A 12,894-nucleotide genomic window follows, 5' to 3' on the forward strand; every position below is an offset into this window, starting at 1 on the left:
CATTAGCAAGAAGGTATCCTGTTGCGTACGGGGATGCCTTTTTGTTCGTAAGAATTCCAACGATTTAACTGCTCTCGTAATATTTGGGTTTGATAAGCGTTGGGATTCCTTTCTATCCAGCTTGACAACTCTTGCTGTTTATTACGCACCAGGGAATCTAGACTGCTAGAGAGATTGCGGATTTGATCTTCTTTTTTAGAGATAACCGTCTGGTAGTCATTTAATAGCTTGTTATGCAAATCTCGCATATTTGGAATAAATGTATTGCGTATATTAGCGAATGCAACACGAAATTTTTCAATAGATTCTACACCTACATTCGATATATCTTGAGAAATTTCGTTAGTTAATGTAGTTCCAAAAAACTTATTTTTTACCGGTAAATCCAAAATAAGAGCAACGGAAATGAGCAAGAGAATTATGCCTAAGCTCATTCCAAAAAATAACCAATTTCCATTGATTATAGCATAGCTCATCAAAGCAATCGATCCTAAACACGTGAGTACTGCTATAGTAAAACAAACTGTAGTACGTAATATTAGACTCGTGCGATAGTCATCCCAGGGAATGAGAAGAATGGTTTTATTTTCTGAAGATGTGGGTGAGAGTATCATTACAATGAAAATCAACTTATTAAATTATGGTTATTCAACGAAGAAGAATGCATTTCCTGAGTTGCATGAGCAATTTTTTGCCATCTTTGCAATCTGAGTAGTAAGTGGTGTTCTTCTTGTTTTAGCTGTTCTATGCGTTGTTCCTTGTCTATAATTGAGTAAATCAGTTTTGAATAGGCATTTTGAAGTAGCTGAAAAGAAGAAAGTGACGACGTTTTGTTATTCACGAGAGTGATTGTTTGTTGTATTTTAGACGGTAAGCACTTGATCAGATAAATCATGCTAATTAGTAAAAATATACAGACCAAAGATGCAACCATCACAGTCGCCCCTCCAATCATTTCAGGAAGACTCAAGGAAATACATCCAAAAGCAACAACTACACTTCCCCCTATCATAGTACTCATCAAAAGTATAATCGCTAAAATATAAGACGAAGAGCTTTGCTCAATGAAAATAGCAACTTTTTTTTGTAATATAGTAGCATCTCTTTCTGCATTGAAAAGAAGAGAACTTTGGTTTGGTAAAGATAGAAGTGTTTGGTGAATAGAATTAGAAAGACTTAATACCACAAAATTCCTTAAAATGTAGCAGAAAAATTTAAAGAAAGTATTCATTTTATTCAACACGTAACATAAAGTAATTCTTTTGTTTTCTAATTATTTATGAATAAAACTGTTGTTGTTGCTATGTCTGGAGGAGTAGATTCCTCCGTAGTTGCTTATCTTTTAAAAAAATTTACCCCCTATAGGGTCCTAGGGCTTTTTATGAAGAACTGGGAAGAAGAAGATAGCAATGGTTTATGTTCCACCGCTAAGGATTATGAAGATGTTGAAAGAGTCGCTGGGCAGTTGGACATCCCCTACTATACGGTATCTTTTGCTAGAGAGTACCGTGAAAGGGTATTCTCACGTTTTCTTAAAGAATATTCTCAAGGTTATACACCAAATCCTGACGTTCTTTGCAATCGTGAAATAAAATTTGATTTACTGCAGAAGAAAGTTGTCGAGCTAGGAGGGGATTTCCTTGCTACAGGACATTATTGCCGATTAGATTTAAAGAGTCAGGGAGTGGGATTACTTCGTGGAAAGGATCCACATAAAGATCAAAGTTATTTCCTGTGCGGCACGCGCCAAGATTCTTTGAAAAATGTACTTTTCCCTTTGGGCGACATGACAAAAACAGAAGTACGCTCTATAGCTGCCCAAGCCGGACTTGCAACAGCTCAAAAAAGAGACAGCACGGGTATCTGTTTTATAGGGAAGCGGCCGTTTAAAAGTTTTCTTGAGCGGTTTGTTCCAAATTTAGAGGGAGATATTATAGATTATGATTCTCAGAAGATCGTGGGAAGTCATGAGGGAGCCCATTACTACACTATAGGGCAACGCAGAGGTTTAGATATTGGTGGCTCTGAAAAACCTTGTTATGTTGTGGGTAAGGATATGGAGAAGAATATTATTTATATAGTACGAGGGGAAAATCATCCTCTACTTTATCAAAGAGAACTTACAGCTAAAGAATTGAATTGGTTTGTATCTCCAGAATCTATAATGAGGTGTAGTGCTAAGGTACGCTACCGTTCCGAAGATGAAGAATGTGAAATTTTACATACGGGAGAACGGAATAAAGTGCGTGTACGCTTTGCTTCTCCTGTTAAAGCAATCACCCCAGGACAAACCATCGCATTTTATGATGGGGAGAGATGCCTGGGGGGAGGGGTCATAGAAGTTTCTATGACTCCACATTTGGTATAGTTGCTGCAACATTTTCAGCTTGTTCTTCATCGCGCTCGAAAGTTACACGATCTTCAATGAGGTTGGCACGCAGTTTGCGCGTTTCCTGACGACAAGATTCCTTCAGCAAGAGTTCTGCAAGAGGATCTTCAAGATACTGTTCAATAACCCGACGTAAAGGCCGTGCCCCCATTTCCGGAGAATGTCCTTTTGTTACTAAGAAAGAAATCACTGAATCTGGAATACTTAATGCCATCTGGTAATTTTTCAAGCGAGAATCTAGTTTGTTAATTTCTAAATGGATGATTTCAGATAACGCTGATTTTTCTAAAGGACGGAAGATAACACTTTCATCTAAACGGTTGATAAATTCCGGTTTTAAATGTTTTTTCACAGCATTTTCGATTTTTTCTTGAATCACTTTGTAATCAAAATTGGAACGAGCTCCAAAACCGATTTCTCCGCTTTTCTTAATTAAGTCTGCGCCTAAGTTTGAAGTCATGATAATAATCGCATGGCGAAAATCAATCTTGCGACCAAAAGAATCTGTGAGACGTCCTTGCTCTAAGATCTGTAACATTAAATCCATAATGTCAGGATGAGCTTTTTCAATCTCATCGAATAGCACAACACAATAAGGCCGACGGCGCACTTGTTCTGTAAGGTGCCCACCTTCCTCATGACCAACATATCCTGGAGGTGATCCCATCATTTTTGTAGCAGCAAATTTTTCCATGTACTCAGACATGTCTACTTGAATTAAAGCATCTTCACCACCAAACATTTCAATAGCGATTTGTTGAGCGAGTAGTGTTTTCCCAACTCCAGTAGGCCCTAGGAATAAGAAGGAACCTGTAGGACGGTTAGGATCTTTAATTCCTGTTCTTGAGCGTCGAATTGCTCGACAGATACTAGCTACCGCTTGATCTTGACCTATGACTTTCTTACGTAGAGTATCTTCAAGTTTTAAGAGCTTTTCGCTCTCAGCTTCAGTAAGTCGTGCAGAAGGGATGCCTGTTTGTAAGGAGACTACTTGAGCAACAGCTTCCTCATCAACGGGAATTTGATGTTCTTCCTTGTGATTCTCCCATTCTTGCTTCATATTGGAAAGACGTTCACGAAGCCTTTTCTCTTCGTCGCGTAATCCTGCAGCTTTTTCATATTCTTGAGTGCCAATAGCTTGCTCTTTAGCTAATTTCGTTGTTTCAATCTCAGCTTCGAGCTTCATTAACTCTGTGGGCTGATCCATAGTATTTACACGTACTCGTGCTCCAGCCTCATCAAGTAAATCAATCGCTTTATCTGGGAGGAAGCGTCCGTGAACGTATTGATCAGATAGCGTAGCTGCTGCTTTCAATGCTTCTTCTGTAATAGAAACATTATGATGTTCTTCGTATTTCTTTTTTAAGCCACGTAGAATCTCTATAGTTTCGTCTACACTAGGCGGTTGGACAATAATTTTCTGGAATCTACGTTCTAAAGCAGCGTCTTTTTCAATATGTTTGCGGTATTCATCTATTGTTGTCGCCCCAATACACTGGATCTCACCACGTGCTAGTGCTGGCTTCAAAATGTTAGAAGCATCAATAGCTCCTTCAGCAGCGCCAGCACCTACAATTGTATGCAGCTCATCGATAAATAAAAGGATGTTGCCATGTTTACGGACTTCGTCCATAACGGCTTTGATACGTTCTTCAAATTGACCGCGATACTTTGTCCCAGCTATCATTAGGGCTAGGTCTAAAGTGATTAAACGTTTTTTACGTAAAGTATCAGGCACTTCATTAGAAATGATTTTTTGTGCTAGGCCTTCAACAATAGCTGTTTTGCCTACGCCGGCTTCACCGATAAGTACAGGATTGTTTTTCCTTCTGCGGCATAAGATTAAAATTAAACGTTCAACTTCTGTGGAACGGCCAATAACAGGATCGAGTTTAGACTCACGAAACATCTCTGTTAAATCATAACCATAGGCTTTTAATGCTGATAATTTATCGCCTTTGTCTCCACCTAAAGTATGACCAAGGGAAGAAGATTTGGAAGATGAAGAAGTACTCCCTCTGGGATTAGACGAAGATGCAGGCGGGAGCTGAAGATTAAAAGTCTCTAATTCTTTAAGAACTTCTTTGCGAACTTCTCTAGGATCAATATGTAAATTTTCCAAAACTTGTAAAGCAACACCATCAGCTTGGTTTAAAATACCTAAAAGCAGGTGTTCCGTACCGACGTAATTATGTTCTAAGATTCCAGCTTCTTCATTAGCTGATTCAAAAGATTTTTTCACCCTTCCGGTCAGAGCTGGATCGCCGTAAACTTGGATTTCTGGTCCATAACCGATCAAGCGTTCGACTTCTTGCTTGGCGGTGTCAAAGTCTACCCCTAAATTACGCAATACATTGACAGCTACGCCTTGACCTAGTTTGAGTAGGCCTAGAAGTATGTGCTCTGTGCCTAGATAGTTATGATTTAACCTCTGAGCTTCTTTTTTAGCCAATTTAATGACTTGTTTTGCTCTGTTAGTAAACTTCTCAAACATAAAAACCTAAAAGACCGGGTAGAACTTTCCTTAAGCATATACGAAATTTAAAATAATGATGCAACTCTTCGATAGACGGATAGGGTATTCCGAAGACGAAAGAATTTTTGCACAAAAATAGCAAAGAATCCACGCCAATGTTATACTATTTCTACATTTTTAACGAATGCCCACCTTTTTAATTATGACCGTTCGCATAGTAGATTCTGGAAAAGGGAGTGCTGAGACTCACATGGCCAGAGATAGGTATTTACTCGAACACCTAAAAAAGGGGGAGGTAATTCTTCACCTATATGAGTGGGATAGTCTATACCCCCTTACTTACGGCCTATTCATGCGTCCAGAAAAATTTTTAATTGATAATAGAGCTGCTCTCGGTATGGATGCCGCTATCCGACCTACCGGAGGAGGGTTTGTTTTTCATCATGGAGATTACGCATTTTCTTTATTAGTATCGTCGGAACACCCCCTGTATGCACCTACAGTATTAGAGAACTATTATACGGTTAATCAGATGGTATTACAGGTTTTGAGTAGGGTTTTTCGCATAAAAGGATCTCTTTCTTTTGATGAGGATATGCATCACCCAAAAACTTCAAATTTTTGTATGGCTAGAGCCTCAAAATACGATATTTTGATGGGAGATAGGAAAGTAGGTGGTGCAGCTCAGCGTACTGTAAAACAAGGATTTTTGCATCAAGGGTCAGTGTTTTTATCGGGCAGTTCTTTAGAGTTTTATGAAAAATTTCTTTTGCCAGAGGTTGTTGATATTATAGTTCCTGAGATTGAGAAACGAGCCTTTTTTCCTTTAGGTCTGTCAGCACCTTCAGCTGATCTTTTCGAAGCAAGAAAAGAAATTAAAAAAGGGTTAATTCAAATATTTTCAAGCGGTTGTTTATGAATACAATGCGATGGAGCTTAGTTATAGCACTTGTTTTTGTGTTTATCACGAAAGATGCTTCTGCTTTTATGGTGCATTTTCCTGAATCTAAAGAACATGCGGGTGTTATTATTCATGATAATAGTATCGAAGTTTATGAAAGTATTTTATCTGCTATAGATGTTGCTAATCATTATATTGAATTATCTCCTTGCATGGCGGGAGGAAACTTATTAAAAGAGATCGTCGAGCATATAGATGCACGTATGGCTCTTGTTTCTGGACTACGCGCCTATCTTCTTATCCAACCCACATTTATTGATAGCAATGATAAGACTGTTCTTGAGAGTATAAAGTCGCGTTGGCCTAATCGTTTCTTTTACTTATTTACGGGATGTCCTCCCGGACCCAGCATTCTTTCTCCTAATGTTATAGAAAGTCATGTGAAGATTTCTATCATCGATGGAAAGTATATTTTTATGGGGGGTACAAATTTTGAAGATTTTATGTGTACTCGAGGGGATTCTATTCCTGAACCGGTAGAGTCTCCTCGGCTGGTTGTCGGGGGCATTCACAGACCGCTAGCATTTCGCGATCAGGATATTACAGTGAGTTCTGCACAACTCGGTACCGAGTTAAGAAAGGAATTTCATGCACATTATGCGCTTTGGAGTGCTTATGCAGAGAGGCCCTGGTTTAATAAAAATCTCGATGATTTTCGCGCTCTTCCTTTCCCACAGATTGCTATAGAAGAAGCTCGAGCCACTTATTGTAGTAAAATCGAAGAAAACTCAGATCTAGTATCTACGGATTTGAAAAACATTCGTGTTATTTTTTCAGGACCAGATGAGAGTAAAAACGCGATTACTCAAGGATACATAGATTTAATAGATAACGCAAAGAAGTCTATAAAAATTGCCAATATGTACTTCATTCCTAACAATGAAATTCTTGAGAGTTTGAGGTCGGCGTCTTTTAGTCGTAAAGTACATACAGAAATTATTACGAATGGATCCAATGAAAATAGTCCCCAGCTTACAGAAGTATATGCTTGGGGAAATCGTATGAACTATTTCTTTCTATCTTATGGTGAACGCCCTGCATTATGGAAAAAGTTCATTTTTTCTAAAAAACAGCCGAGTTCTTCCCTATTTGTAAACGAATATGACGTTCGAGATACACAGTTACATAAAAAATGTATGATTGTAGACGATCGTGTGTTTGTAATAGGTAGCTACAATTTTGGAAAGAAAAGTGATCTTTTCGATTATGAATGTATCATATTAATTGATTCTCCAGAAGTTGCTGCTAAAGCAAATGTAGTCTTTAAGAAAGATTTGAGCTTATCCAAACCTGTAGAGAATTCTGAAATTTTTGGTTGGTATTTCGATCCGATGTATAATCTTATTGGTCATTTGCAGATTAATTTTATGCCAGCTTAAATAGAAGTACATAATCCTATTGGGAAAAGAGAAGTTCTCTTTTCTGGTTCTCAGGGGATCCTTCTTGGTTTTTTCCGATCAATAGTTTACACTAAGTTTTTTATTGTTTATTCCAAGAGGGTGGCTTTGCTAGCGTTCTTTTATAAGCATCAGAAAAAATTCATTGGCTTTGTTATAGTTGGCGTATGCGTATCAGGTATAGGTATAGGCTGGGGACGCTATCCAGGAGAATCTTCCCGTGGCCCTAGGAAAGTTGTTTTTTCTGTTCCGGGTAAAAAATATTCTGAGAGAGAATTTTTAGCTTTTAAGAGATTCTTCACAAACGAAGCTTATCCTTTTACAGGGAATCCTCAAGAGTGGAACTTCTTAAATGAAGGTTTATTAACAGAGCGCTTTCTAACGAATAAGCTAGGGGAAAAGCTGTTTTTAAAAGTATATTCTCAGAACTACACGGCCTTTAAAAAAGAAAAAAACTATCAGTCGTATCGACGATTCGACACCCCTTTTATTTCTTCCGAAGAGGTGTGGAAATCCTCAGCACCACGTCTATATCAAGCTTTAATTGCTTTGCAGGAAATCAATGATCCTATATCCCCTGAGGGCTTTGTCGCTAGGGTTCAGCTATTTTTAGAAGAAAAAAAATTCCCTCATTATATTCTTAAACAAATGCTTGAATATCGTAGGCAGATGTTTAATCTTCCTCAAGATCCCGCCTTAGCTCAGGGCAAGGATCTGCATTTATTTGGTTATAGAAACATTTCTGATTGGTTTGGAGATGCTTATGTTTCTGCTGCTGTTGAAGCTTTATTGCGTTTTGTCAATGAGCAGAAAAAAAATGTGGCAATGCCTTCCTTAAAAGAAGCTCAACAAGATTTTCAAGACAAAGCCAGACAAGCTTTTACTAAGTTAAGTAAACACGCTGGCCTTACTTTAAGCTTTGATCAGTTTGTTGCTTCTTATTTTGATTTTATGGGAGTTAGCGAATCAGAATTTTTCAATATATATCGCGAGATTCTGTTATGCAAGAGAGCTTTCTTACAATTAGAAGGTAGCGTAACTTTTGATTATCGTCCTTTGCAAGAGTTCTTCTCAATGGGCAAAGACTCTACGTCTGTAGAAATGGTAAAACTTCCCCGTGAGTATCAATTTAAGAATAAAGAGGATCTAGAAGCTTTTGAAATTTACATTAGTCTTGTGGGCGAGCCTATAAAGGATTGTCTTAGTGTCCCGCGGTCTACTTTGCCTATTAAAACTATAAAAGCTAAAGAGCCCAGGTTAGTGGGACGGAGGTTTTTAGTTTCTTACAAGAGTGTTAAACTCCAGGATCTAGAAACCAAAGTCCCTATGGTTGAGGTGCACCAGTGGCAGCAAAATCCTGAAAATTTCCAAGTTCTACTCCAACAATTTCCTAAAATTGAAACATGTAATTCGAGTAAGGATTTCCAAACTCTTAAACCTTCCCTTGTGGAAAAGATATATTCTTTCACAAGAAAAGAGATATTAAGATCTTCTCCTAAAAGAATCATGGAAGGGTTAGCTCAATGTGAGCAGAAAAGTCACGAAGTTTTCCTCTCTTCAGGGAAAGATAGTGTCTTAGAAGGAATTCTAGATGGGAAAGAGTTAGCCAAGTTATTGTTAGATAATGAGGTGTTAGAAGCCTATAGTCAGGATGGCGAACATTATTACACTTTTGTAGTAGATACATGCTTTGAAGGAGAAGAGGTGATTCCTTATCGTGAAGTTTTGCGTAAAGGGCTTGCTAAAGCATTGGTTTCCTCTCATAAAAATATTTCGCATATAGATAGAGTGGTTGCTGCTTTAAAATCACGATATCAAGAAGAAGAGAACAGTAATTTATGGCAAAAGCGGCTTTGGTCGCTAATCGAGGAACATAGAGAGGGTACATATCAGCCGGGCACTCTTTCTTGGAATCTTGAAAAATCCATCAAAATATTTACTCGTGGGGATCAAAATATTCCTCAGCCCTATCCCGTCTTAGCTTCTATGGAGGAGGGGGCATTATCAAGTGTTGAGTTTAACTCTGACGAAGGCCCATTTTTCTATAAATGTTTATCTCATCAGACATGTATGGAGCCCACAAGTGTGGAAAAGTTGTTCCTTACTAAAAACCATTTAAACGAAGAAATCCTTGGTAGTTATATAGAACATTTTATTGATGAAGGAGTCAGATAATGTGGTATTCTGATTGTCATGTGTGGATCGACCCAATACACGAGGATATTGTACGTCTAGGATTGACGTCTAAGATGGGAGAAAACCTGGGACAAATCCTTCATATTGACCTGCCGGATCTAGGAAGCTTTTGTAAGGAAGGCGAGGTTCTCGTTATTTTGGAGTCTTCGAAATCTGCTATTGAGGTATTAAGTCCGGTTTCTGGAGAAATTATTGAGGTTAATGAGAATCTCAAAGAAGACGTACAGCTTCTTAATATTTCTCCCGAAGAAGCTGGCTGGTTTGTAATCGTTAAATTGGATCAAAAATTAAACACACAAGGTCTTTCTCCCAAAGAATAGCCTGGTTATCTTTTCAAAAAAATATTGTATAGACTATATTTTTTTGAACTTTGGATTAGAGTTTTTTTTTATCTTTTGAAGGAGTAAAATCTTTCCCTAAAAGATAAAAAAAAACAAGTTTCACTATGTCCTCATTTATGGTTAGCGTCTCTAATCCCATAGAGATGGCGAATATCCGATTACAGCTATCCAAGCAGCTGAAAGTATTAACAGTTGCTACGGTAGTATTAACTTTAGCTGTTATAGGTTTTTCCTGCTACGGACTGTTCGGAACTCCATTAATAGCTATTCAGTTAATGATATGGATTATGTGTACTTCTATGACTATTTTAGCGTTGATTTGTTCGTGTGCGAAGTACCACCTTATTCGCCGTTATGAAAACACTTACTTAGTAGCAGGCAGCCTACTAGATAAAGGAATTAAGACCTATGATAATTAGTATCCAAAGATTTCAGCGTCCCTCCGCAGAGACCCCAACTACAGCGACGTTATTGTATCAATTACGTGGAGGACCTATAGGAGAATCCGAAGGACTAAGAACGTTTCGAAGAGTGTTATCAGTGTTGTTGACCTCTCTCGCGATGCTAGTTATGATAGTATTTACTGTTCAATCTCCTACAATCACTCCTGCAGTATTATACACAGCGATTTTCTTTGCTTGCTGTACTCTTGTGTGTATAGCTATGTTTATAGTGAAACATGTGTTATGCCAGTTTCCAGAAATTGCTAGGGGTAGTATAGAAAACGCTTCTACTAATTAATTACTGAAGTTTTCCCTTTTTTGTATTTATAGTTTTCGTCTTAACAGCACGCTGATGAGCTGAGCGTACTTTTTTTATAGGCTTGAGCTCGTTGACTTCTGCCGAAGAGACTTTTTTGGTTTCTAAAACATCAGATGCCGCTACTGTTGCTGATGGTTTAGAGATATCAATACCTGTTAGACTCATGAAGGCCATCGCTATAAGTCCTGTGGTAATGAAAGAGATTCCCATTCCCTGAAGATTTTTAGGAATATCAGAATAAGCGAGCTTTTCTTTAATAGTGGCAAACAAAACAATAGCTAACCACCAGCCGCTTCCAGCACCTAAAGAGAATATCATCATCGGAATGAACGGATAGTTGCGTGTGATTCCAAAGAGTACTCCGCCCAAGATTGCGCAGTTTACCGCGATTAGGGGGAGGAAGATACCTAAGGAGAGGTAGAGATTTCTTGATACTTTTTCTAAAAACAGTTCAAGGATTTGTGTGAAAGCAGCAATGACAACTATGAAGATGATGAGTTCTAGAAAATTTAAGTTTATGTTAGCTAATGCAGGGGATATCCAAGTTAAAGCTTTAGGCCCTGTAATAAATGCATGTACGAACCAGTTAATACTTCCAGTAACAGTGAGTACCAATGCTACGGACATTCCTAAACCGTTAGCTGTAGAGACTCGTGCTGAACAGGCAAGATAGCTGCACATCCCCAGAAAATTTGATAGTAGGATATTTTGGATAAAGGTGGCTTGTAAAAATATACCAAAGATATTTAGCCATGTATATTCGCCTAACCACATAGATCTACCTTTTTGCCTTTTTAGATCTCAGAATATTTACACCCCAAATCATAATACCTAGAAGGAAGAATGCTGAGGGAGCTAAAACCATCAAACCAAAGTTTTCATACCCATCGGGATGAGCTTCTGAGGCGTAAAAACATGTAGGAATAAGTCGTAATCCAAGAATTGTCCCAAAGCCGAAGAATTCTCTTATTATACTTACAGTAACTAATACCCAACCGTAACCTAATCCTGATGCAAAACCGTCTAAAAAAGCAGGAATAGGTGGAACATTTCTCGCTAAACTTTCTGCTCTTCCCATTACGATACAGTTAGTGATAATTAACCCGACGAACACAGAAAGTGTTTTTGAGGTATTAAAGAAAAAAGCCTTTAGGAACTGATCAATTACAATCACAAATAAGCTAATGATAATTAGCTGGGTGATCATACGCACGCTATCAGGGGTTGCTTTCCGCAATAAAGATACAAAGAACGAAGAACATCCTGTAACGAAACTTACAGCAAGACCCATAGTAATTGCTGTATTTACTGTTGTTGTTACAGCCAGCGCAGAGCAAATCCCTAAAATAGCGATAAGGGGTTGGTTATTGTCCCAAAGAGGGTCAAGAAAATAACTCTTGTATGATTTATTTGCTGCCATTTTGATCTCCCCGGTTATTAAGTTTAGCGAAAGACATCAACAAACTGCGATAGGGAGCTAAAGATTGCGCATAAGCTTCAGTAACACCGTTACATGTTAACGTAGCTCCAGAAATGCCATCGATAGAAGAGAGAGCTTTAGGAGATGTCCCGAATGCAGATTGTACCGATCCTTTGACTACTTCAAGACCCAGGGGGGTTGTCGCAAAATCTGTATTTCCTGAGGCTTCTCGTAAAAAGATTTTTTTTCCATAAAACTGCTTTTGCCATTGGGGATTGGCAATATTGGCGCCTAACCCTGGAGTTTCTGCTTGCTGATACCACGCCGTTCCTAATACTGTATCACCATTATTTTCTACAGCGAGATATCCGTAAATAGGGCCCCACAAGCCAAATCCTGAAATAGGAATGACAATAGCGTCTACTACGGAAGGATTTTTCACAACTTCAGCAGCGCTCATCACTCTAGCTTGCTCTGTATTTGCTAAGATTACATAAAATAAAAGTAATGGCTGCTGATAGAAATGCCCATTTTGGTGTTTTTCTATAAACTCTGAGACATTGATATTTTTCTCTTCAAAAGAAAACATTTGTCCTTGTCTATCTGCAAGTAAGGGACGGACAAATCCTTGTGTATAGGAGTCTAAAACAGAGCTTGTGACAATAGGTGTACTTTTGCCGGCAACTTTAAGTAATTGGGATTTTTTATCATACGCGGCAAGTTTCCAGGAACCATTCTCATAGATTTGAAATTTTCCTGAAAAGTCTAAAACATGAGCTGCAGTGAGCATTTGTTGATCGCGATCAAAAGTCGCAGCTCGTTCTTGAAAAGGAGCAAGAACATAATACACAGTAGAAAGGAAAACGCTAGAGAATAAACTTAATGCAAGAATAAAAAGGGTAACATACCAAGTTTGATTCAGATAGCGTTTGGGTTTCTCTGAGGACATAGT

The 12,894-nt window shown here is 38.3% G+C and carries 13 protein-coding genes; 7 read left to right on the top strand and 6 right to left on the bottom strand.

Features of this window, described 5'->3' with window-relative positions; all coding sequences use genetic code 11:
* Positions 1-2: 2 nt before the first annotated feature.
* Together E1N70_RS03750 and E1N70_RS03755 are read right to left on the bottom strand one after the other, a co-directional pair.
* Positions 3-614: a hypothetical protein gene (locus E1N70_RS03750; RefSeq protein WP_131744215.1), complete on the bottom strand. Its 612-nt coding sequence runs from the start codon at positions 612-614 to the stop codon at positions 3-5.
* Positions 615-625: 11 nt separating this feature from the next.
* On the bottom strand, positions 626-1,186 hold the full coding sequence (locus E1N70_RS03755) for a hypothetical protein (protein ID WP_208638309.1): 561 nt from the start codon (positions 1,184-1,186) through the stop codon (positions 626-628).
* 93 nt (positions 1,187-1,279) lie between these two features.
* Here E1N70_RS03755 and mnmA point away from each other — a divergent pair, with 93 nt between their 5' ends.
* A complete protein-coding gene (mnmA, locus tag E1N70_RS03760; protein ID WP_131744217.1) occupies positions 1,280-2,368 on the top strand; it encodes a tRNA 2-thiouridine(34) synthase MnmA in 1,089 nt (362 codons plus the stop codon).
* Here the strand turns inward: mnmA and E1N70_RS03765 are convergent.
* Entirely contained in the window at positions 2,346-4,883 is a 2,538-nt protein-coding gene (locus E1N70_RS03765; protein WP_131744218.1) for an ATP-dependent Clp protease ATP-binding subunit, read from the bottom strand. The genes mnmA and E1N70_RS03765 overlap by 23 nt on opposite strands.
* A 184-nt stretch (positions 4,884-5,067) precedes the next feature.
* Between E1N70_RS03765 and E1N70_RS03770 the strand changes: the two genes are divergently transcribed.
* The 6 genes from E1N70_RS03770 to E1N70_RS03795 all read left to right on the top strand — a co-directional run bounded on the left by E1N70_RS03770 (position 5,068) and on the right by E1N70_RS03795 (position 10,501).
* The gene (locus tag E1N70_RS03770; RefSeq protein WP_208638310.1) at positions 5,068-5,784 is read left to right on the top strand and encodes a lipoyl protein ligase domain-containing protein; all 717 of its coding nucleotides are present in this window, start codon (positions 5,068-5,070) and stop codon (positions 5,782-5,784) included.
* Positions 5,781-7,205, top strand: coding sequence for a phospholipase D-like domain-containing protein (locus E1N70_RS03775; protein WP_208638311.1), 1,425 nt, complete (start codon positions 5,781-5,783; stop codon positions 7,203-7,205). Before E1N70_RS03770 ends, E1N70_RS03775 begins: the two co-directional genes overlap by 4 nt.
* Before the next feature lie 126 nt (positions 7,206-7,331).
* Positions 7,332-9,398, top strand: coding sequence for a hypothetical protein (locus tag E1N70_RS03780; protein WP_165478214.1), 2,067 nt, complete (start codon positions 7,332-7,334; stop codon positions 9,396-9,398).
* Positions 9,398-9,739: a glycine cleavage protein H-like protein gene (locus tag E1N70_RS03785; protein ID WP_131744222.1), complete on the top strand. Its 342-nt coding sequence runs from the start codon at positions 9,398-9,400 to the stop codon at positions 9,737-9,739. The genes E1N70_RS03780 and E1N70_RS03785 overlap by 1 nt, the downstream gene beginning before the upstream one ends.
* A gap of 125 nt (positions 9,740-9,864) precedes the next feature.
* Positions 9,865-10,179: a hypothetical protein gene (locus E1N70_RS03790; RefSeq protein WP_131744223.1), complete on the top strand. Its 315-nt coding sequence runs from the start codon at positions 9,865-9,867 to the stop codon at positions 10,177-10,179.
* Positions 10,169-10,501, top strand: coding sequence for a hypothetical protein (locus tag E1N70_RS03795; protein WP_131744224.1), 333 nt, complete (start codon positions 10,169-10,171; stop codon positions 10,499-10,501). The genes E1N70_RS03790 and E1N70_RS03795 overlap by 11 nt, the downstream gene beginning before the upstream one ends.
* Here E1N70_RS03795 and nqrE read toward each other — a convergent pair whose 3' ends face one another.
* Genes nqrE through E1N70_RS03810 form a run of 3 tightly spaced genes read right to left on the bottom strand, consistent with a single transcriptional unit; the run spans position 10,502 to position 12,891 of the window.
* Entirely contained in the window at positions 10,502-11,296 is a 795-nt protein-coding gene (nqrE, locus tag E1N70_RS03800; protein WP_131744225.1) for an NADH:ubiquinone reductase (Na(+)-transporting) subunit E, read from the bottom strand.
* Positions 11,297-11,300: 4 nt separating this feature from the next.
* A complete protein-coding gene (nqrD, locus tag E1N70_RS03805) occupies positions 11,301-11,942 on the bottom strand; it encodes an NADH:ubiquinone reductase (Na(+)-transporting) subunit D (RefSeq protein WP_131744226.1) in 642 nt (213 codons plus the stop codon).
* Positions 11,929-12,891, bottom strand: a complete 963-nt coding sequence (locus tag E1N70_RS03810) for a Na(+)-translocating NADH-quinone reductase subunit C (RefSeq protein WP_131744227.1) — start codon at positions 12,889-12,891, stop codon at positions 11,929-11,931. Before E1N70_RS03810 ends, nqrD begins: the two co-directional genes overlap by 14 nt.
* Positions 12,892-12,894: the final 3 nt, after the last annotated feature.

It is taken from the genome of Chlamydia buteonis (assembly GCF_900634605.1).
GTDB lineage: Bacteria > Chlamydiota > Chlamydiia > Chlamydiales > Chlamydiaceae > Chlamydia > Chlamydia buteonis.